26 protein-coding genes, 1 rRNA gene and 1 pseudogene are annotated in these 18,991 nt (G+C 37.2%); 25 read left to right on the forward strand and 3 right to left on the reverse strand.

From position 1 onward, the window contains the following. Window positions 1-22: 22 nt before the first annotated feature. The 17 genes from rplO to rpsI all read left to right on the forward strand — a co-directional run bounded on the left by rplO (window position 23) and on the right by rpsI (window position 10,606). Window positions 23-463, forward strand: coding sequence for a 50S ribosomal protein L15 (rplO, locus tag MLD65_RS13530; RefSeq protein WP_243292402.1), 441 nt, complete (start codon window positions 23-25; stop codon window positions 461-463). Then, entirely contained in the window at window positions 463-1,755 is a 1,293-nt protein-coding gene (gene secY, locus MLD65_RS13535) for a preprotein translocase subunit SecY (protein ID WP_243292403.1), read from the forward strand. The genes rplO and secY overlap by 1 nt, the downstream gene beginning before the upstream one ends. Window positions 1,756-1,817: 62 nt before the next feature. Next, complete coding sequence (locus MLD65_RS13540; RefSeq protein ID WP_243292404.1) at window positions 1,818-2,471, forward strand: adenylate kinase; 654 nt, start codon at window positions 1,818-1,820, stop codon at window positions 2,469-2,471. Continuing rightward, window positions 2,468-3,214: a type I methionyl aminopeptidase gene (gene map / locus MLD65_RS13545; RefSeq protein WP_243292405.1), complete on the forward strand. Its 747-nt coding sequence runs from the start codon at window positions 2,468-2,470 to the stop codon at window positions 3,212-3,214. Before MLD65_RS13540 ends, map begins: the two co-directional genes overlap by 4 nt. Before the next feature lie 16 nt (window positions 3,215-3,230). Further along, window positions 3,231-3,566 carry a KOW domain-containing RNA-binding protein gene (locus MLD65_RS13550; RefSeq protein ID WP_243292406.1) on the forward strand — a complete coding sequence of 112 codons (336 nt, stop codon included), beginning with the start codon at window positions 3,231-3,233 and terminating at the stop codon, window positions 3,564-3,566. Further along, a complete protein-coding gene (infA, locus tag MLD65_RS13555; RefSeq protein WP_243292407.1) occupies window positions 3,544-3,762 on the forward strand; it encodes a translation initiation factor IF-1 in 219 nt (72 codons plus the stop codon). Before MLD65_RS13550 ends, infA begins: the two co-directional genes overlap by 23 nt. A gap of 35 nt (window positions 3,763-3,797) precedes the next feature. Continuing rightward, window positions 3,798-3,911: a 50S ribosomal protein L36 gene (gene rpmJ, locus MLD65_RS13560; protein ID WP_003156543.1), complete on the forward strand. Its 114-nt coding sequence runs from the start codon at window positions 3,798-3,800 to the stop codon at window positions 3,909-3,911. 24 nt (window positions 3,912-3,935) lie between these two features. After that, window positions 3,936-4,301 carry a 30S ribosomal protein S13 gene (gene rpsM / locus MLD65_RS13565; RefSeq protein ID WP_243292408.1) on the forward strand — a complete coding sequence of 122 codons (366 nt, stop codon included), beginning with the start codon at window positions 3,936-3,938 and terminating at the stop codon, window positions 4,299-4,301. A 21-nt stretch (window positions 4,302-4,322) separates the two neighbouring features. Beyond that, window positions 4,323-4,712, forward strand: a complete 390-nt coding sequence (gene rpsK / locus MLD65_RS13570) for a 30S ribosomal protein S11 (protein WP_243292409.1) — start codon at window positions 4,323-4,325, stop codon at window positions 4,710-4,712. Between the two features lie 186 nt (window positions 4,713-4,898). Beyond that, window positions 4,899-5,843, forward strand: a complete 945-nt coding sequence (locus MLD65_RS13575) for a DNA-directed RNA polymerase subunit alpha (protein WP_243292410.1) — start codon at window positions 4,899-4,901, stop codon at window positions 5,841-5,843. Window positions 5,844-5,913: 70 nt separating this feature from the next. Further along, window positions 5,914-6,270: a 50S ribosomal protein L17 gene (gene rplQ / locus MLD65_RS13580; RefSeq protein WP_243292411.1), complete on the forward strand. Its 357-nt coding sequence runs from the start codon at window positions 5,914-5,916 to the stop codon at window positions 6,268-6,270. Window positions 6,271-6,366: 96 nt separating this feature from the next. Continuing rightward, window positions 6,367-7,212: an energy-coupling factor ABC transporter ATP-binding protein gene (locus MLD65_RS13585; protein WP_243292412.1), complete on the forward strand. Its 846-nt coding sequence runs from the start codon at window positions 6,367-6,369 to the stop codon at window positions 7,210-7,212. Further along, the gene (locus MLD65_RS13590) at window positions 7,188-8,057 is read left to right on the forward strand and encodes an energy-coupling factor ABC transporter ATP-binding protein (protein WP_243292413.1); all 870 of its coding nucleotides are present in this window, start codon (window positions 7,188-7,190) and stop codon (window positions 8,055-8,057) included. Before MLD65_RS13585 ends, MLD65_RS13590 begins: the two co-directional genes overlap by 25 nt. Then, a complete protein-coding gene (locus tag MLD65_RS13595; protein WP_243292414.1) occupies window positions 8,054-8,851 on the forward strand; it encodes an energy-coupling factor transporter transmembrane component T family protein in 798 nt (265 codons plus the stop codon). Before MLD65_RS13590 ends, MLD65_RS13595 begins: the two co-directional genes overlap by 4 nt. Before the next feature lie 11 nt (window positions 8,852-8,862). Beyond that, window positions 8,863-9,603 (forward strand): tRNA pseudouridine(38-40) synthase TruA, encoded by a 741-nt coding sequence (gene truA / locus MLD65_RS13600; protein ID WP_243292415.1) that lies wholly within the window; start codon window positions 8,863-8,865, stop codon window positions 9,601-9,603. A 151-nt stretch (window positions 9,604-9,754) separates the two neighbouring features. Next, window positions 9,755-10,192: a 50S ribosomal protein L13 gene (rplM, locus tag MLD65_RS13605; RefSeq protein WP_243292416.1), complete on the forward strand. Its 438-nt coding sequence runs from the start codon at window positions 9,755-9,757 to the stop codon at window positions 10,190-10,192. A gap of 21 nt (window positions 10,193-10,213) precedes the next feature. Then, window positions 10,214-10,606: a 30S ribosomal protein S9 gene (gene rpsI / locus MLD65_RS13610; RefSeq protein WP_243292417.1), complete on the forward strand. Its 393-nt coding sequence runs from the start codon at window positions 10,214-10,216 to the stop codon at window positions 10,604-10,606. A gap of 107 nt (window positions 10,607-10,713) precedes the next feature. Here the strand turns inward: rpsI and MLD65_RS18455 are convergent. Beyond that, a pseudogene (locus MLD65_RS18455) lies at window positions 10,714-10,891 on the reverse strand (tyrosine-type recombinase/integrase); the annotation flags it as partial. 554 nt (window positions 10,892-11,445) lie between these two features. Between MLD65_RS18455 and MLD65_RS13620 the strand changes: the two are divergent. The 6 genes from MLD65_RS13620 to MLD65_RS13645 all read left to right on the forward strand — a co-directional run bounded on the left by MLD65_RS13620 (window position 11,446) and on the right by MLD65_RS13645 (window position 15,775). Then, entirely contained in the window at window positions 11,446-12,129 is a 684-nt protein-coding gene (locus tag MLD65_RS13620; RefSeq protein WP_243292418.1) for a hypothetical protein, read from the forward strand. Between the two features lie 18 nt (window positions 12,130-12,147). Then, window positions 12,148-12,681 (forward strand): hypothetical protein, encoded by a 534-nt coding sequence (locus MLD65_RS13625; RefSeq protein ID WP_243292419.1) that lies wholly within the window; start codon window positions 12,148-12,150, stop codon window positions 12,679-12,681. 43 nt (window positions 12,682-12,724) lie between these two features. Next, complete coding sequence (locus MLD65_RS13630) at window positions 12,725-12,934, forward strand: hypothetical protein (protein WP_243292420.1); 210 nt, start codon at window positions 12,725-12,727, stop codon at window positions 12,932-12,934. A gap of 352 nt (window positions 12,935-13,286) precedes the next feature. Further along, complete coding sequence (locus MLD65_RS13635) at window positions 13,287-13,730, forward strand: DUF2521 family protein (protein WP_243292421.1); 444 nt, start codon at window positions 13,287-13,289, stop codon at window positions 13,728-13,730. Between the two features lie 58 nt (window positions 13,731-13,788). After that, complete coding sequence (cwlD, locus tag MLD65_RS13640) at window positions 13,789-14,502, forward strand: N-acetylmuramoyl-L-alanine amidase CwlD (RefSeq protein WP_243292422.1); 714 nt, start codon at window positions 13,789-13,791, stop codon at window positions 14,500-14,502. Between the two features lie 220 nt (window positions 14,503-14,722). Further along, window positions 14,723-15,775, forward strand: coding sequence for an Mrp/NBP35 family ATP-binding protein (locus tag MLD65_RS13645; protein ID WP_243292423.1), 1,053 nt, complete (start codon window positions 14,723-14,725; stop codon window positions 15,773-15,775). Between the two features lie 126 nt (window positions 15,776-15,901). Here the strand turns inward: MLD65_RS13645 and gerD are convergent, their stop codons facing one another. Further along, entirely contained in the window at window positions 15,902-16,537 is a 636-nt protein-coding gene (gene gerD / locus MLD65_RS13650; RefSeq protein ID WP_243292424.1) for a spore germination lipoprotein GerD, read from the reverse strand. 149 nt (window positions 16,538-16,686) lie between these two features. On the opposite strand from gerD, the gene MLD65_RS13655 reads away from it, so the two are divergent. After that, window positions 16,687-17,304, forward strand: coding sequence for a KinB-signaling pathway activation protein (locus MLD65_RS13655; protein ID WP_243292425.1), 618 nt, complete (start codon window positions 16,687-16,689; stop codon window positions 17,302-17,304). 136 nt (window positions 17,305-17,440) lie between these two features. Here MLD65_RS13655 and pdaB read toward each other — a convergent pair whose 3' ends face one another. Then, window positions 17,441-18,205: a polysaccharide deacetylase family sporulation protein PdaB gene (pdaB, locus tag MLD65_RS13660; protein WP_243292426.1), complete on the reverse strand. Its 765-nt coding sequence runs from the start codon at window positions 18,203-18,205 to the stop codon at window positions 17,441-17,443. Between the two features lie 472 nt (window positions 18,206-18,677). Here pdaB and MLD65_RS13665 point away from each other — a divergent pair. Next, window positions 18,678-18,991: ribosomal RNA gene (locus MLD65_RS13665) — 16S ribosomal RNA — on the forward strand; the annotation flags it as partial.

Raw genomic sequence — 18,991 nt, forward strand, 5'->3', positions numbered from 1 at the left:
AGGTTAAGGAGGTGTCCCGAGTATGAAACTTCATGAATTACAACCAGCAGAAGGCTCACGTAAAAAACGTAATCGAGTTGGACGTGGAATTGGTTCTGGTAACGGTAAAACAGCTGGTAAAGGCCATAAAGGTCAAAACGCTCGTTCTGGTGGCGGAGTGCGCCCAGGCTTTGAAGGTGGTCAAACGCCTTTATTCCGTCGTTTACCAAAACGTGGATTCACGAACATTAATCGTAAAGAGTACTCAGTAGTGAATTTAGCAAAACTTAACCGTTTTGAAGATGGAACAGAGGTAACTCCAGAGCTTCTATTAGAAACAGGCGTTGTTAGTAAGCTAAACGCTGGAATTAAAATTCTAGGTGACGGTAAGTTAGAGAAGAAATTAACTGTAAAAGCTAATAAATTCTCTACTTCTGCTAAAGAAGCAATTGAAGCTGCTGGCGGTACTGCTGAGGTGATTTAATGTTTAAGACAATCTCCAATTTTATGCGCGTGGGTGATATAAGAAATAAAATCATATTCACCCTTTTAATGTTGATTGTGTTCCGAATTGGAACGTTCATCCCTGTGCCAAGTGTAAATACAGATGTGTTAATGGCACAGGATGAACTTAACGTGTTTGGTGTGTTAAATGTTTTCGGCGGCGGTGCGCTACAAAACTTTTCTATTTTCGCAATGGGAATCATGCCGTATATTACTGCATCGATTATCATCCAATTGTTGCAGATGGATGTTGTGCCTAAATTTACTGAATGGTCTAAGCAAGGAGAAGTTGGCCGTAGAAAACTAGCACAATTTACACGTTATTCCACAATTGTTTTAGGTTTTATTCAAGCTTTAGGAATGTCATATGGTTTTAATAATCTTTCCGGTGGCTTGTTAATTGTAAACCCAAGTATAGGAACATATTTATTAATTGCCTTAGTACTAACAGCAGGTACAGCTTTTTTAATGTGGTTAGGAGAACAAATAACAACTAAAGGTGTCGGTAATGGGATTTCTATTTTGATTTTTGCAGGTATTGTTTCGGCAATCCCATCAACCGTTAATCAAGTTTATGCACAACAATTCTCGGATGTCGGTGATCAGCTATTCATTCGAATTGTTACCGTACTGATTTTGCTTTTAGTTGTGCTTGCTATTGTTGTTGGTGTAATCTTTATTCAACAAGCATTGCGTAAAATCCCTATCCAATACGCTAAGCGTTTAGCGGGACGCAATCCTGTTGGAGGACATTCAACACATTTACCGCTTAAAGTTAACTCTGCAGGGGTCATTCCTGTTATTTTTGCGGTTTCGTTTATTATTACCCCGACTACGATTGCATCGTTCTTTGGTCCAAATGATGTGACGAATTGGATACAAAACACATTTGATTATACGAAACCTATCGGTATGATCATCTATGTAGCGTTAATTATCGCCTTCACTTATTTCTATACATTTGTTCAAGTAAATCCTGAACAAATGGCGGAAAACTTGAAGAAGCAAGGTGGCTATATACCGGGTATCAGACCAGGAAAGAATACGCAAGAGTACGTTACAAAAATAATGTATCGATTGACATTTGTAGGTTCCATTTTCCTAGCAGTTGTCTCAATACTTCCTGTGTTCTTTATCAAGTTTGCTGACCTCCCGCAATCGGTACAAATAGGCGGAACGAGTTTGTTAATTGTTGTTGGTGTCGCTCTTGAAACAATGAAACAGCTTGAAAGTCAGCTTGTGAAACGTCATTATAAAGGATTTATGAACTAATGAGGATGTGGGACAAACGGTAAAGTCCCATTCCCTCTAAAAGAGTTTGAGGGGGAGAATACATGAATTTAGTGTTAATGGGTTTACCTGGTGCAGGTAAAGGTACGCAAGCCGAAAAGATTGTTGAACAATATAACATCCCTCATATCTCAACAGGAGATATGTTTCGAGCAGCTATGAAGGAAGGAACCGAGTTAGGTTTAAAAGCTAAATCGTTCATTGATCAAGGAGAACTTGTTCCAGATGAAGTGACAATCGGTATTGTTCGTGAGCGTTTAGGCAAGAATGATTGTGAAAAAGGCTTTTTGTTGGATGGTTTTCCACGAACGGTTGCTCAAGCAGAAGCATTAGAAGAAATTTTAACAGAACTTAACAAACAAATTGATTTCGTAATTAATATTGACGTTAATCAAGAAATTTTAATGGAACGTCTTACAGGACGACGCATTTGTAAAAACTGCGGCGCAACATATCATCTTGTATTTAATCCACCGAGTCAAAGTGATACTTGTGACAAATGTGGCGGGGAGTTATACCAACGTGCAGATGATAATGAAGAAACAGTTGCTAACCGCTTAGAAGTAAATGTAAAGCAAACAAAACCTTTATTAGACTTCTATGAAAGTAAAGGCTACTTACGTAATATTGATGGACAACAACCAATTGATAAAGTTTTCGTTTGCATTTCTGAATTGCTTGGAGGCTTAGGTGAATGATCATTTGCAAAACTCCACGTGAGATTGAGATCATGCGTGAAGCTGGACGCATTGTAGCATTAACACACCTGGAGCTTCAGAAGTACATTCAGCCAGGAATTACAACTAGAGAATTGGATGCAATTGCTGAAAAGTTTATCCGAAAGAATGATGCAATTCCTTCATTTAAAGGGTATAATGGTTTTCGCGGGAGTATTTGTGCCTCAGTCAATGAAGAACTTGTTCATGGTATTCCCGGAGATCGTGTATTAAAGGAAGGGGATATCATCAGCATTGACATTGGTGCAAAATATAATGGATATCACGGGGACTCCGCTTGGACTTATCCTGTAGGAACGATATCTGAAGAAAATCAAAAACTGCTGGATGTAACAGAGGAGTCGTTATATAGAGGACTTGATGAGGCTAAGCCAGGTGAAAGACTTTCGAACATTTCCCATGCGATTCAAACATATGTTGAATCTCACCATTTTTCGATTGTTCGTGAGTATGTAGGTCATGGTGTAGGGCAAGAATTACATGAAGACCCGCAAATACCACATTATGGACCACCTAATAAGGGTCCTAGACTAAAACCAGGTATGGTGTTGGCAATTGAACCAATGGTCAATGCCGGTAGCCGTTATGTCAAAACATTGCCTGATAACTGGACTGTTGTAACAGTTGATGGCAAGATGTGTGCACACTTTGAGCACACGATTGCTATAACTGAAGCTGGGTATGAAATTTTAACTAAAGCCTAAGTGAAGGTGATAATAGTTGGTCGATTCTGAATCGAGTCCACGAATAGGTCAATTTGTCCTGATCAAGCAAGGGAGAGAAGCAGGACAATATGCGATTATTATTAAAATTCTCGATGAGAAATTCGTGTTAATAGCAGATGGGGATAAACGAAAGTTTCATTCTCCTAAAAAGAAAAATATGCATCATCTTGAATTTTTAGATTGCGTATCTCCGGAAGTTCAGAACAGTATATTGGAAACTGGTCGTGTGACAAATGGTAAGCTTCGTTATGCTGTCTCCAAGTTTGTCAATGAGCAAGTTACTGATTTGAAGAAGGGAGAACAAGTAGATGGCGAAAGACGATGTAATTGAAGTTGAAGGTACGGTAATTGAAACGTTGCCTAATGCAATGTTTAAAGTTGAATTAGAAAACGGTCATACTGTACTTGCGCATGTTTCTGGTAAAATTCGCATGCATTTCATCCGCATTTTGCCTGGTGACAAAGTTACAGTTGAACTATCACCATATGATTTAACTAGAGGTAGAATCACGTATCGGTATAAATAACTAGCACTCCGTTGACTTAAGGAGGTTGAAAAAATATGAAAGTTAGACCATCGGTTAAACCAATCTGTGAAAAATGTAAAGTGATTCGCAGAAAAGGAAAAGTAATGGTTATTTGTGAAAATCCAAAACATAAGCAAAAACAAGGTTAATCTTGAAGGAGGTGCTTTTTTAACATGGCTCGTATTGCTGGTGTAGATATTCCACGTGATAAACGTGTTGTCGTATCTTTAACATATATTTTTGGAATTGGACGTCCAACTGCTGAAAAAATCTTAGCGGAGGCTGGAGTTTCTGAAGATACACGCGTACGTGATTTAACTGAAGAAGAATTAGGGAAAATCCGTGATATCGTTGATACGTATAAAGTTGAAGGAGATCTTCGTCGTGAAGTTTCTCTTAACATTAAACGTCTTATCGAAATTGGATGCTATCGTGGCTTACGTCATCGTCGCGGCTTACCAGTTCGTGGTCAAAACACGAAAAACAACGCACGTACACGTAAAGGCCCTCGTAAAACTGTTGCGAATAAGAAAAAATAATGTAAGGGAGGTTTCAAACGAATGGCTCGTAAAACAAACACTCGTAAACGTCGCGTAAAAAAGAATATTGAGTCTGGTATCGCTCATATTCGCTCAACATTTAACAATACTATCGTTACAATCACTGACGTTCATGGCAACGCAATTTCTTGGTCAAGTGCAGGTGCGTTAGGATTTAAAGGTTCTCGTAAATCTACTCCTTTCGCAGCACAAATGGCTGCTGAAACTGCAGCGAAAGCATCTATGGAGCATGGGTTAAAATCTTTAGAGGTTACTGTTAAAGGTCCTGGCGCAGGTCGTGAAGCTGCTATTCGTGCGCTACAAGCTGCAGGTCTTGAAGTTACGGCTATTAAAGACGTAACGCCAGTACCACATAACGGTTGCCGTCCGCCAAAACGTCGCCGCGTATAATTTTACCTGTATATATTTTGTAACCTTGTCAATACTGGGTTATGATACGGTTTCTAGATTCTGGCAGAATGATCATTTGTTGTTGTGCACATTCGGGAACTTATGATTGGGGAATTTCGGTTAGACGCGTTTTTTCGCTATAGTCTAGCCGGGGTTTCGACGTTTTGAAGGAGGGTTTTATAGAGAATGATCGAAATTGAAAAACCAAAAATCGAAACGGTTGAAATCAGCGATGACGCTAAGTATGGAAAATTCGTCGTCGAGCCACTTGAGCGTGGATATGGTACAACTTTGGGTAACTCCTTACGTCGTATCCTACTATCCTCACTCCCTGGTGCCGCTGTAACATCTATTCAAATTGATGGTGTTTTACATGAATTTTCAACTATCGATGGTGTTGTTGAAGATGTTACAACGATTATTTTAAACCTAAAAAAGCTTGCTCTGAAAATCTATTCTGAAGAAGAGAAGACGCTAGAAATTGATGTACAGGGTGAAGGAGCTGTAACCGCTGCTGATATTACTCACGATAGTGATGTCGAAATTCTAAATCCTGACCTTCATATAGCAACACTTGCAAAAGATGCACATCTTCGGATGAGATTGACTGCGAAACGTGGACGTGGGTATACACCAGCTGATGGGAACAAACGTGACGATCAACCAATTGGTGTTATCCCAATCGATTCAATTTTCACTCCGGTTTCACGCGTTCTTTATCAAGTTGAAAATACGCGTGTAGGTCAAGTGACTAACTTTGACAAGCTAACGTTTGACGTTTGGACTGATGGCAGTATCGGTCCAAAAGAAGCAATTGCATTAGGCTCTAAAATTTTAACTGAACATCTTAATATTTTCGTCAGCTTAACAGATGAAGCACAAAATGTCGAAATTATGGTTGAAAAAGAAGAAGACCAAAAAGAGAAAGTGCTTGAAATGACGATTGAGGAGCTAGACTTGTCTGTTCGTTCTTATAATTGCTTGAAACGTGCTGGTATTAACACAGTTCAAGAGTTAGCGAATAAGACTGAGGAAGATATGATGAAGGTTCGTAATTTAGGCCGTAAATCTTTAGAAGAAGTTAAGGCTAAGCTTGAAGATTTAGGTTTAGGGTTGCGAAAAGATGACTAGTTAAGAGATTAACTAGTATTTTCGTATGTTTATTCGATAGATTATCATTCAACAAAGGAGGGGACATCACATGTCATACAGAAAATTAGGACGTACAAGTGCTCAACGCAAAGCATTACTTCGTGATTTAGCAACTGATTTAATTATCAACGAACGCATTGAAACAACTGAAAGCCGTGCGAAAGAATTGCGTTCTGTTGTTGAAAAAATGATCACACTTGGTAAACGTGGCGATTTGCATGCTCGTCGTCAAGCATCTGCATACATTCGAAACGAGGAAGCAAGTGAAGGGCAAGATGCTGTTCAAAAGCTTTTTGCTGATATCGCACCTCGCTACCAAGAACGCCAAGGCGGTTATACACGCATTATGAAGCTTGGTCCTCGCCGTGGCGATGGAGCGCCAATGGTTATTATTGAACTAGTTTAATTTCACATATTCACTTCTAAGGGCGGGACAGTTATTGTAACTGGATACTGCCCTTTTTTATTTGACAAGATGAGCAGAGTCGAGAGGAGGTTGGCAATGGGGCAACCAGTTATTCAAGTAAAAGATGTAACATTCCGATATCGGAGTGATCAAAAAGAACGTGCTGCACTTCAACAAGTTTCTATGTGTGCCCATAAGGGTGAATGGCTCGCTATCGTTGGTCACAACGGCTCAGGAAAATCGACACTTGCACGATTATTAAATGGTCTATTACTACCTGAAGAGGGAACCATTCATGTACTCGGGACACCTCTGAATGAACATACGGTTTGGGAAATTAGAAAGCACGTTGGCATGGTGTTTCAAAACCCAGATAATCAATTTGTTGGGACGACGGTGAGAGATGATGTCGCTTTTGGATTGGAAAACTTAGGGGTGCCACGGGAAGAGATGCTTAAACGAATTAAATGGGCTATTGAGAAAGTGAATATGTCAAACTTTTTAGACTATGAACCACATCATCTATCCGGTGGACAAAAGCAACGAGTTGCGATTGCAAGTGTGTTAGCTGTTCAACCCAAAATCATTATTTTAGATGAGGCAACGTCTATGTTAGACCCAATCGGTCGAAATGATGTATTGAAAACAGTAAGAGAGTTAAAAAAACAAGGGCAAATAACTGTTATTTCCATTACGCATGATCTAGAGGAGGCGGCTCTGGCCGATCGGATTATTGTTATGAATGACGGTTTCAAATATGCTGAAGGGACGCCCCATGAGATATTCCAGTTAGATGAAAAGCTCAATGAAATTGGACTTGACCTTCCGTTTTCCTTCAAGCTTAGTAAGAAATTGAAACAACTAGGAATTTCTTTACAACAACATCATTTAACAGAAGAAAGCTTGGTGGATGAACTATGCACATTAACATTCAAAACTTAGAACATCGTTATCAAGCGAATACACCTTTTGAACGGTTAGCTTTGTACGACATATCTATGACAATAGAGGAAGGTACGTATTTAGCGATTATTGGGCATACTGGTTCTGGAAAGTCTACAATTTTACAGCATTTAAATGCACTATTGTTACCGACGAAAGGCTCCATTCAACTAGGGGATAAAAAAATTGAGGCAGGAAAAAAAGAGAAAAATTTAAAATCTGTTCGAAAAAAAGTCGGGATTGTCTTTCAGTTTCCTGAGCATCAATTATTCGAAGAAACGGTAGAAAAAGATATTGCGTTTGGACCATTAAATTTTGGAGCATCTTTAGAAGAGGCAAAAAAAAAGGCTCAAGACGCTATTCAACTCGTGGGTCTTCCTCAAGAAGTATTAACACGCTCTCCATTTGAGTTAAGTGGAGGACAAATGAGAAGGGTAGCCATTGCAGGTGTACTAGCAATGGAGCCGGAAGTATTAGTTTTAGATGAGCCAACAGCTGGATTAGATCCGAAAGGAAGACAGGATATGATGGAGATGTTTTATCGCCTCCATCAAGAAAAACAATTAACAACCATATTAGTGACACACAGTATGGAAGATGCTGCAAAATATGCCGATAAAATTGCGGTTATGCATAACGGTACATTGGCAGTGACAGGTACACCACAAGAACTATTTCAATCACCTGAGCTGCTAGCTTCTTATGAACTCGACTTGCCTGAGACCGTCAAATTTATAATGAAGCTGGAAGAAAAGCTTGGATGTAAAATAGACAGAAAGCCTATGACAGTTGATGAGACAGCTCAAATACTCTATTCCATTTTACGAGGTCAAGACGAACAATGATGAACAGTATGATTATTGGAAAGTATGTACCTGGAGTATCCGTTATTCATAAGATGGATCCAAGAGCAAAATTAATATTCGTATTTTCGTTTGTAATTGTTGTATTTATAGCGAACAATGCAGTGACCTATTCTATTTTAGGAGCCTACACATTATTAGTAGTCTTGCTTACGAGACTTCCCGTTCGTTTTTTATTGAATGGGTTAAAACCGATTTTATGGATTATTTTGTTTACCTTTATTTTGCACATATTGTTTACAAAAGAAGGTAACGTTATATTCAGCATCGGCTTCTTTCGCGTATACGATGAAGGGATTCAACAAGGTGTTTATATTACATTACGGTTTATTTATTTAATACTCGTCACAACGATTCTCACATTAACGACGACACCTATCGAAATAACCGATGGACTAGAAACGTTGCTTGCACCATTTAAAAAGTTGAAGCTGCCTGTCCACGAATTAGCACTGATGATGTCGATTTCATTACGGTTTATCCCAACATTAATGGAAGAGACGGAGAAAATTATGAAAGCTCAAATGGCAAGAGGAACAGACTTTTCAACAGGGACGATTAAAAAGCGTATAGAAGCCATTATCCCACTTTTAGTCCCGTTATTTATTAGCGCCTTTAAACGAGCAGAAGAATTGGCGACAGCAATGGAAGCAAGAGGGTATAAAGGTAGTGAAGGAAGAACAAAATTGCGTCAGCTTCAGTGGAATTTGAAAGATACATTCATTCTGCTCACTTTCCTCATTATCGTTGTCATATTACTATTACTACGCTCTTAGGAGTTTTTTACATGAGAATTAAATGTACGGTTTCTTATGACGGATCATCGTTCAACGGTTATCAAGTGCAGCCGAACGAAAGAACGGTACAAGGGGAGCTACAAACGGCACTACAAAAGCTTCATAAAAAAAAGGAAGTAAAAGTTTTTGCCTCTGGAAGAACAGATACTTTTGTGCATGCTGTTGGCCAAGTCATTCATTTTGATACGGGATTGAATATTCCGATTGATAAATGGCCGATTGCTTTAAACAGCCTTTTACCAGATGATGTTGTTGTCTGTGATGCAGAGAAGGTAGAGGATACCTTTCACGCTCGTTTTAGTGCTACAAGGAAGGAATACCGTTACTTCGTTCATTCAGCCCCGTATCCAAATGTATTTAATCGAAACTATCGGTATCATGTTGCCCATAAGCTCTGTATTGAGGATATGAGGGAAGCGGCTAAATATTTGATTGGAACACATGACTTTACGAGCTTTTGCTCAACAAAAACGGAAGTAGAAGATAAAGTTCGTACCATTTATCATATCGAAATTTTTAAGGAACATGACGATATAGTGTTTCGATTTATCGGTAGTGGATTTCTTTATAACATGGTGCGAATTTTAGTAGGAACGCTATTAGAAGTTGGTTCAGGTAAACGTTCACCGATGGACATAAAAAATATTATAGCAGCCAAAAGTCGAAATGCAGCTGGGAAAACCGCACCTGGAAAAGGATTATTTCTGTGGCGTGTTTATTATGACAACTAAACCAGGTGTAACATTTTCTTGACATTGACTTCTCAACGTTATATCATATCATATGGTATGTATTTCATCCCCACGATTAGCCCCGGAATTAATCGTGTTTTGAAATAGACTAATGAAGATTTTGGACTTTTATTATTTAGGAGGGAAAACAATGCGTACAACGTTTATGGCGAAAGCAAACGAAGTAGAACGTAAATGGTACGTTGTAGATGCTGCTGGTAAGACGTTAGGTCGTTTAGCAAGTGAAGTTGCATCTATCTTACGTGGTAAACATAAACCAATTTATACACCACATGTTGATACTGGTGATCATGTTATCATTATCAACGCTGAAAAAATTGAGTTAAGTGGTAACAAATTAGCTGATAAAATTTACTACCGTCACAGCCAACATCCAGGTGGTTTAAAATCTAGAACAGCTTTAGAAATGCGCACAAACTACTCTGAAAAAATGTTAGAGCTTGCTATTCGCGGCATGCTTCCAAAAGGTAAACTTGGACGTCAAATGTTCAAAAAGTTACATGTATATCGCGGTAGCGAACATCCACATGAAGCACAAAAACCAGAAGTTTACGAACTTCGCGGATAATATATTAAGGAGGTTATGACTTTGGCACAGGTTCAATACTACGGTACAGGTCGTCGTAAAAGTTCTGTTGCACGTGTTCGTCTAGTTCCTGGAGAAGGCCGTATCGTGATTAACAAACGCGACATTCAAGAATATATCCCGACTCAAGCATTAATTAATGATATTAAACAACCGTTAACTTTAACGGAAACTGCAGGTAACTACGATGTATTAGTAAACGTTTCTGGCGGTGGATTTACTGGTCAAGCTGGTGCAATCCGTCATGGTATCGCTCGTGCGTTACTTGAAGCTGATCCAGAATACCGTGCGACATTAAAGCGCGCAGGTCTATTAACTCGTGATGCTCGTATGAAAGAGCGTAAGAAGTACGGACTTAAAGGCGCTCGTCGTGCACCTCAGTTCTCAAAACGTTAATCAATCTCAAGACTCTTTTCACTTTTGTGGGAAGGGTCTTTTTTATACCTTAAAAGAGCCTGTGGCCACGAGAAAATTTTTGACTACTTCTAACCACAACTCATAGTTCAAAGTTGCCTTTGGAACTTTTGTGCTGTTTGCTCTTTTATATGGTTGGTAACATGAGTGTAGATGTTCATGGTCATTTTAATATGAGATTCCGGAATGTCCTAATTGTTCCTGAACTTCTTTTATACTTGCACTCGCCTCAAAAAGTAATGAATCATGTGTATGACGTAATCCGTGTATTTGTTATTTTGTGTAGAATATTTTTCGATAAATGACTTTAGTTTATAGTTTGGATATGCTAGACGAAGCGGTAAACCATCATCCCTTGTGAAAACAAGATCATTGTCCTTTCACAGAGCAGAATCCTTTAATAGCAGCTGCGAAAAGGAAACTAATCAAACCGACAGGTCAAATGTTTAAATGTATACAAGTCATTGTATTGAAGCTTCCAAACGGGGAACAACAACGTCAGTTTGGGAGACCTCTGACCACCGAACAACAAAAGGTATTAAAATACTTAGGATTGGACGAATCCATTTATCTGTAAAATAAGAAGGAAAGAGTAAGGGTGTTAAAAAATGGTTCTTCGGCGACTATTTGAAGTTCAAAAATTAATTAAAATCTTCCCCCTAAACTAAAAATAATGTTTTCATACCACCTTAGGGTGCGAAATCACATCTACTGTAATAAATTACCCTTTGCATATATTTACAGTTTGCGAAATACAGGCTAAAATTAAATTTTTGAATATTTCAAATTCATAAATTATACTATTGGGGGGAAAGACTTTTATGAAAAAATTTGCTTTTTTAAGTGGTTTTATAGCGTTTGTTTTACTACTCTCATTCTTATCTCCGTCTATTTCATCAGCTAAAGAAGGAATACAGAACTGGGCAGATGTGGTTGAAGAAGATAATTCGATTACATATGATGAAAATCCTGAATTATTTAAGAACCTTCAGGAAGTTGAATGGGAGAACGTTGTAGATGATAATGAATATGTTGGTGATGATTCTTCGATTGAATCCGAGTCCATAATTATTCGACCATTTGCCTGGGGTCTTGTAGCAAGAGTTGTTATCAGTGGAGGTAAACACGTAATAAAATGGGGTTCTAAAATTTTTAAAAAGGCACCGAAATCAAAAGTTACTAATGCCTTGAAATCATTCAAAACTGCAACATATAAGGTTGATGGGCATACTTTCAAGATAACTAAAACTGATATGAAACACATGCTAGAAAGACATCATCCAAAATATTGGAACGGTACAGTTAAGAAGAAGCAAACTTTTTATAATCCAAATTTATCTGTAAATGATGTGAAAAATATTGCTTTAAGTTTTGCGAAACAAAATAGAAACAATTTAAAATCAAAAGGTACGAATTCAACTTTTCAAGTACAAGGAACAGTAAAAGGGGTTAAATATGTGTTAGGGATAAGTAAAGGACACATAAAACAACTTTATCCCAAGTAAAAAGTGGGGTGATTTTTAGTGGAAATAAAAAATTTCTACCTTAAAAAAAAAGTATATGATTTAAATGATCTAATTCAAAATTCTGAGTCTTATATTGGTGGTTTTAATAACGAGTTTTTAGTTGAATTTATTGAGAAAAATAGAGATGAACATGTAGAAAATGGTACATTGATGATAGAAGGAAGTATAGTTTTTATATCGAATTATAAAGAAATAGGTAACATACCGATTTTTGACGACTTGCCTTCCTTATATTCTTACTATTTGAATGCCATTGAAGAATATCTGGATAATGGAGTGGCTACTTTTTATTATCCTAGTCAACCAATTGAAGTAATTTTAAAAAAGGACGTAGGCAGAAAAACAAAATTAACGATAGATGAAGATTCTTTGGTGCTTAATGAGCAAGTTTTGATGGAAGTTCTCATTAATAATTCAAAACAATTCTTTGATATATTGTTAAATCAATTAAAACTCAAAAACTATGAGCATGAACTTAATCAAATAGAAGCTATTAAAAAATGCTTATTAAATAAAGGGCATAGTAATTGAAATTGGGCTGGGCACTCCTATAACGGGGTGCTTTTATGATGAAGTGAATTTAGCAGGATTCCAACCAGAGTTCATTTTATACCTTCAAAATTCTGATTACCTTAGGCGAATATTCATCGAGTCAAAAGGGCGGAATATTGAAGAAGAACAGTGGAAAGAAGATTTGTTAATTTACATTAATGAACATGAATCTGAGATTGTATTTGAAGATGAAACGACGAAAATGTTTTTGAGGAAATACAAGCCTAACTGATTTTGAACTTAAATCATCTGACTTGAAAATTCGTAAATAAAAAATTGTATTCAACTAACATCCATTATTTTAGTGTAAATTAGTTCAAGTAATGTTAATTTCATCCCTTTACCATACATTTTTATTCATATAACAAATCCCGAAATATTGATATAAAAGGATTTCAACGGAATAGATAAACTTAGAATATACCTGTATATTTCTCAAAACGTTAATCTTATACGACTCGACAAAACGACAACACGCTCGTGTTGTGTTTTTTTTATATTCATTATTCCTCCCTTTACTTGGAAATGGGGCATTGAATGAGATCGATTTAGTCGTAACAAAATACAAGAAAGGGGGCATATTGATGAATGTTATACATTCTTTAAATGAAAAGAGACGAGAAAAGCAAGTTGATTATGAATTAAAGCTGTTAAAAGAGCTGTCTTTATCAAAAATTAAAGAAAAAATAATAAATCATTTTTCTTTCCTCTTTCAAAGTGGAACGTTATACAAATCCGTTGTTGAAGAAGGTTGTGTTGACTATGCAATAGAATCTTTCTTATTAGGGGCTAAATATAGCCGATTTGGTTACTATGGTGAATCTGTAGATCGGGTGAAATACCGTTCTAGGGAAGAGAAACTTGAAATCATTCATAGTCTGTACGAATATTTATTATGCTGGGGAAAAGCGACGAATGATCACATGGTTGATGAATCCATTTTCATGTTAAGTGAACGTTTCGTTCATTCATGGTGGATAGAAGGCTATTCGATCGGAAAAAAACGCCACAAACTAAAGTTACACTAATCATATTTTGACCCCATGTCCCATATGATGAAAGAGAAGGACGAGCAGGAGGGGTCTAATGAGTCGAAAGGGAAAATGGTTTTTATTCGCTATTGGCGTTGTTATATTGGTTGTTCTTATTCAGTTTCCTTTTACGAATTCGTATTCATGGAAATCGTGGAATCTCCCTTTGTCTGGAAAAGTTATTTACATTGACCCTGGTCATGGAGGGCCAGATGGGGGGGCTGTTGGCAAGTCGCTTTTAGAAAAGGATATTGCGTTAAATATATCTTTACAACTTCGAGATTACTTACAAGAACAAGGTGCTCTTGTGTTAATGACAAGGGAAGAAGACGAAGATTTAGCTTCTGATGACACTCGCGGATATAGTAGACGAAAGGCAGAAGATATAAAAAAGAGGGTACATCTAATTAATGAATCCGAAGCTGACTTATTTTTAAGTATTCATTTGAATGCAATCCCGTCATCTAGATGGCGAGGGGCGCAAACATTCTTTGATGGTAAATACGAGGAGAATGAAGCTGTAGCGAAATTTATACAAGATGAGCTCCGAACTAACTTAGAAAATACTGACAGGTTAGCTAAAAGAATTAATGGAATTTACTTATTAAAGCATGTTCAAAAGCCTGGGGCGCTTGTTGAAGTTGGATTCCTATCTAATCCTGCTGAGGAAGAGTTATTAGCAACTAAAGAATATCAAAATCAAGTAGCGGTATCGATATATAAGGGTGTATTAAGGTACTTATCGGGAGAACAAAATCCACCGGACTAAGAAAAGTAAACTCGCGTACATGCGGGTTTTTTATTTTGTCAATAACATCAAATTAATGAAATAACGACAAAACCATGTCATACGAATTTGACTACACTTTTAGAAATGTTAGGTCTTTAAATTTAAAAAGGCGTCACAAGATGTTAAAGTTCTTCGATCATTAAGAAATATGATATACTAGAGATAATATATGTAAACGAGACAACAAGGGGTGAAAGAGATGAGACAAGAAGATGTAAAACAAATAATTGAACAATTGGAAGAGCCATTTTTACATAGAACATTAAAAGAATTAAATGCTATTAAAGAAATTAGCATAAAAGAAGAGAAGAAACATGTTAGTGTAAAGGTTGCGATTGCTAAAACGGGTACGAGCGAACAATTACAGCTCCAACAACAAATTGTACAACAAATAAAAAATGCAGGGGCTGAAACAGTTGGTCTTCGTTTTGTTGAGCTTCCTGAGGAAGTTGTTAAGAAATATTATGATTCAACTGATGATTCTGCTTCGCTTCTCTCAAATGGAAAAACGACGTTTATAGCGATTGCGAGCGGAAAAGGTGGAGTAGGGAAGTCGACTGTTTCTGTAAACCTTGCTGTATCACTCGCTCGTTTAGGGAAAAAAGTTGGCTTAATTGATGCGGATATATACGGATTTAGTGTTCCGGATATGATGGGTATTACGAAACGCCCAGTCGTTCGTGGTGAAAAAATTATACCTGTTGAGCGATTTGGGGTAAAAGTTATTTCCATGGGCTTTTTTGTTGAAGACAATGCGCCAGTCGTTTGGCGTGGGCCGATGTTAGGAAAGATGTTAAATAACTTTTTCCAAGAAGTTGAGTGGGGAGACTTAGATTACATACTGCTTGATTTGCCACCGGGAACTGGTGATGTAGCTTTAGATGTCCATACGATGCTTCCAGCTTGTAAAGAAATTGTTGTCTCAACACCACATCCAACAGCAGCGTTTGTAGCAGCAAGAGCAGGTGCAATGGCGTTAAAAACGGATCATGAAATTTTAGGTGTCATTGAAAATATGGCCTATTATGAAAGCAAAGAAACGGGTGTAAAGGAATATGTATTTGGACGAGGAGGCGGCGAAAAGTTAGCGGAGGAATTACGTGTTCCTCTCCTCGGTCAAATACCTCTGCAGCAGCCTGATTGGAATGAAGAAGACTTTGCACCATCTGTTTATCAAGAGGAACATCCTATTGGAAAAATCTATAAACAAATAGCTGAAAAAGTCGCTCAGTTAGTACCAAATCCATCATAAAAATAGGGGGTATCTCTAAGTAGAACCTTCGACTTAGAGATACCCCTTTACATTTCAAAAAAGTTTATATATCAATACAATTGTTTAGTGGGTTTCCTTTTTTATACAAATTTTGTTTTGTATAGGTTATTCACTGCCGCCTTCAGATTCTTTATTGCTTTCTTCACCACCAGCTTCTTCCCCTTGTTTTTGCTGACCTTCTTCTTTTTGCATTTTTTCAGCGGCTTTTAATAGAGTATCTTGCATTTTAGTTTTAAACAAAGGACTTTCTAGTGTTTCGGTTATTACCGTTTGAAGGTGTTTACGAAAATGCTGACTTTTTACGACGGTAAGCATTTGCTCCTCTATTTTTGGATCCTTTAATAAATCAATCATCATCGCTTGATATTCAGGATCCTTCATTAAGCCTTTTATTACTTTTTCGTGTTCTTTTTGTAATGACTTGGCAAATCCTTCAGAAAACTTCGGATCTTCGAATACCTTTTGCCAAAACTTAACACCTTTTTCAGAAGTTAATGTTTTTTCTATCGTATCAGTCACCATTTTTTGATCCATCACGATATTTTGTTGCATTTTTTCATCGGACATAACTTCTTGGATTGCTTTTTTCCCCTCATCCGTTTTTAATATATCGACAACCATTTTCTTTGTTTCTTCATAATCCATTTGCCCGGCTGATTCCTCGTTTCCAGCACAACCTACTAGTGAAAATGACAATAAGGTAATTATAGTAGCTAGGAGGAGCGGAAATTTGCTCTTCATTTTGGATTAGCTCCTTTCCATCAATCATTCCTATATTTAGGATGAGATTCCTCGCCATTTTTATGCAAAAAAAGTTTTTCCATATGGTAATATATTTAAAGGGTTTGTTACAATCAATAAGAATGATATCAAATTTGGAGGATTTGATCGTGAAAAGTCGAAATTGGGTTCGTTTATTTATATCTACTTTATTTGTTGGTGGAATTACTACAAGCATTGTCGGATTTTTATTACGTTGGAATGATTATAAAGCATTGTTTTCATCCTTTGATATCGTTGAAATCTTATCGATATTATTTTGGCTAATTGGAGTTGGCTTTATCTTTAGTATTATCAGTCAAATGGGCTTCTTTGCCTATTTGACCATTCATCGATTCGGACTAGGTATCTTTCGTACAGCTTCTTTATGGAATGCTGTTCAACTTGTTTTAATTGCTTTCGTTCTATTTGATTTAGTATACTTCCGCTTTCAACTGTTTGCTGAAGAAGGAGAGTCTTATACGTCGTACATATTGGTTGCTTTGCTAATATTACTATTTAGTTTAGTTATTGCTTATCTGAAACAAAGACAAACGAATAGTACAGCATTTATACCGGCGTTATTTTTTATGGTTGTGGTTTCTGTCGTTGAATGGATGCCAGCTCTACGTGCTAATGATAAAGATTGGCTATATTTAATGATCATTCCATTATTAGTATGTAATGCTTATCAATTATTAATTTTACCGAAAATAACGGGACAGTATCCGAATAGAAAAAAGAGCTAAGAGAATTCCTTTAGCTCTTTTTTCTATTTATGGTAGGGGGATGATTGTCACTTTAGATTACGTGTCAATCAAGACGATAATAGTACAGTAGGGGTAAGGCTTCAGGGGTTTTGGTGAAAAAATAGTTAATCTAAATTTAATTAACCTCTTTTGTTTTCACGTCACCGTTTGAAATAAGCTCCTCTACGGAAACAATTTGTAAATTCCTTGTTTTTATTTCTTTGATAATAGCGGGTAAGGCATCGTTTGTTTGCTTGACGGAATCTGAAGCGTGCAATAGGATAATATCTCCAGCCTTTAATGAACTTGTAACATTTTCGACGATTTTACTTACGCCTGGGTTTTGCCAATCATTTGAGTTAATACTATAATGAACGATAGTGTATCCGTACTTATTAGCAATAGATAATACATCGCGGTTAAAATGACTACTAGGAGGACGGAGAAGTTCAATATCCTCAACCCCGAGTTTTTTAAAGGTTTCCTGAGAAAGGGATAAGTCCCTTCGAACTTCTTCTGGTTTTAGTTGTGTATAATTATTGTAGGCATATCCCATACTCCCAATTTGGTGACCATCATCCATTATTCTTTTAACAATGTCAGGATGTCGTTCTGCCCATGCTGCTGATAAAAAGAAAGTGGCGTTTTGAATTTTATGTTTTTTTAAAGTATCTAAAATCGGGAGAGCTTTCTCATCCCCCCAACTAATATTAAAGGTTAAAGCGATTTTTTTACTGTTATCATCACCTTTATATATAGCCTTCGGGCCGTCTTCAGTAGAAAAGACGGGGAGTTTCCATGTGTTTTCAACGTACATTAGAGTAGCTGTGAAAAGTGCGATAATTAATAAAAATATTACCTGTTTCATTTTCTTTAATCGAATCACATAAAATGAATTCATGATGTATTCCTCCTGTCCAACATTCTTGTACATGTTTATGAATGGAAAGTTGGAAACATGTCGGTTAATTTATATATGGAGAAACTTCCATTATACGTCTTGGTTTTCAATATACTTGGCTCTTATAACTCCTTAGCTTTGGGTGAACTTCCTTTTTTGTTAAGAGAGATAAAATAAAATAGATAAATTTTAAAAAATCTATTGACGATGGAATAAAAACCTGTTAAATTATTAAATGTCGCTGAGAGATGAAAGCGAAAGTGAGAAAACAAAAGATGTTGACATCAACGATTTGTTATGATAAATTGTTAAAGTCGCTGTTAAAAAGCGAATACACATAATGAAAAAGTTGTTGACACATCTGGGTTGTTCTGTTAAAATTAGAAATTGTCTGATGTGAAATGATCTTTGAAAACTAAACAAAACCAAGCGTTTCTGTTAATTCTATTTATTTTATGAGCAAGTCAAACTTTTATTGGAGAGTTTGATCCTGGCTCAGGACGAACGCTGGCGGCGTGCCTAATACATGCAAGTCGAGCGAACGGATAGGGAGCTTGCTCCCTTGACGTTAGCGGCGAACGGGTGAGTAACACGTGGGCAACCTGCCTGTAAGACTGGGATAACTCCGGGAAACCGGGGCTAATACCGGATAACTTTTTCCCTCGCATGAGGGGAGGATAAAAGGTGGCTTCGGCTACCACTTACAGATGGGCCCGCGGCGCATTAGCTAGTTGGTGAGGTAACGGCTCACCAAGGCGACGATGCGTAGCCGACCTGAGAGGGTGA

The sequence above is a fragment of the Bacillus sp. FJAT-47783 genome (genome assembly GCF_022808615.1).
In the GTDB taxonomy this organism is placed as follows: Bacteria; Bacillota; Bacilli; order Bacillales; family Aeribacillaceae; genus Bacillus_BZ.

Bases quoted from the DNA above. Each gene is read 5' to 3' on its own strand.
- rplO (WP_243292402.1), top strand. From the start codon at position 23: ATGAAACTTCATGAATTACAACCAGCAGAAGGCTCACGTAAAAAACGT.
- secY (WP_243292403.1), top strand. From the start codon at position 463: ATGTTTAAGACAATCTCCAATTTTATGCGCGTGGGTGATATAAGAAAT.
- MLD65_RS13540 (WP_243292404.1), top strand. From the start codon at position 1,818: ATGAATTTAGTGTTAATGGGTTTACCTGGTGCAGGTAAAGGTACGCAA.
- map (WP_243292405.1), top strand. From the start codon at position 2,468: ATGATCATTTGCAAAACTCCACGTGAGATTGAGATCATGCGTGAAGCT.
- infA (WP_243292407.1), top strand. From the start codon at position 3,544: ATGGCGAAAGACGATGTAATTGAAGTTGAAGGTACGGTAATTGAAACG.
- rpmJ (WP_003156543.1), top strand. From the start codon at position 3,798: ATGAAAGTTAGACCATCGGTTAAACCAATCTGTGAAAAATGTAAAGTG.
- rpsM (WP_243292408.1), top strand. From the start codon at position 3,936: ATGGCTCGTATTGCTGGTGTAGATATTCCACGTGATAAACGTGTTGTC.
- rpsK (WP_243292409.1), top strand. From the start codon at position 4,323: ATGGCTCGTAAAACAAACACTCGTAAACGTCGCGTAAAAAAGAATATT.
- MLD65_RS13575 (WP_243292410.1), top strand. From the start codon at position 4,899: ATGATCGAAATTGAAAAACCAAAAATCGAAACGGTTGAAATCAGCGAT.
- rplQ (WP_243292411.1), top strand. From the start codon at position 5,914: ATGTCATACAGAAAATTAGGACGTACAAGTGCTCAACGCAAAGCATTA.
- MLD65_RS13585 (WP_243292412.1), top strand. From the start codon at position 6,367: ATGGGGCAACCAGTTATTCAAGTAAAAGATGTAACATTCCGATATCGG.
- MLD65_RS13590 (WP_243292413.1), top strand. From the start codon at position 7,188: ATGCACATTAACATTCAAAACTTAGAACATCGTTATCAAGCGAATACA.
- MLD65_RS13595 (WP_243292414.1), top strand. From the start codon at position 8,054: ATGATGAACAGTATGATTATTGGAAAGTATGTACCTGGAGTATCCGTT.
- truA (WP_243292415.1), top strand. From the start codon at position 8,863: ATGAGAATTAAATGTACGGTTTCTTATGACGGATCATCGTTCAACGGT.
- rplM (WP_243292416.1), top strand. From the start codon at position 9,755: ATGCGTACAACGTTTATGGCGAAAGCAAACGAAGTAGAACGTAAATGG.
- MLD65_RS13620 (WP_243292418.1), top strand. From the start codon at position 11,446: ATGAAAAAATTTGCTTTTTTAAGTGGTTTTATAGCGTTTGTTTTACTA.
- MLD65_RS13635 (WP_243292421.1), top strand. From the start codon at position 13,287: ATGAATGTTATACATTCTTTAAATGAAAAGAGACGAGAAAAGCAAGTT.
- cwlD (WP_243292422.1), top strand. From the start codon at position 13,789: ATGAGTCGAAAGGGAAAATGGTTTTTATTCGCTATTGGCGTTGTTATA.
- MLD65_RS13645 (WP_243292423.1), top strand. From the start codon at position 14,723: ATGAGACAAGAAGATGTAAAACAAATAATTGAACAATTGGAAGAGCCA.
- gerD (WP_243292424.1), bottom strand. From the start codon at position 16,537: ATGAAGAGCAAATTTCCGCTCCTCCTAGCTACTATAATTACCTTATTG.
- pdaB (WP_243292426.1), bottom strand. From the start codon at position 18,205: ATGAATTCATTTTATGTGATTCGATTAAAGAAAATGAAACAGGTAATA.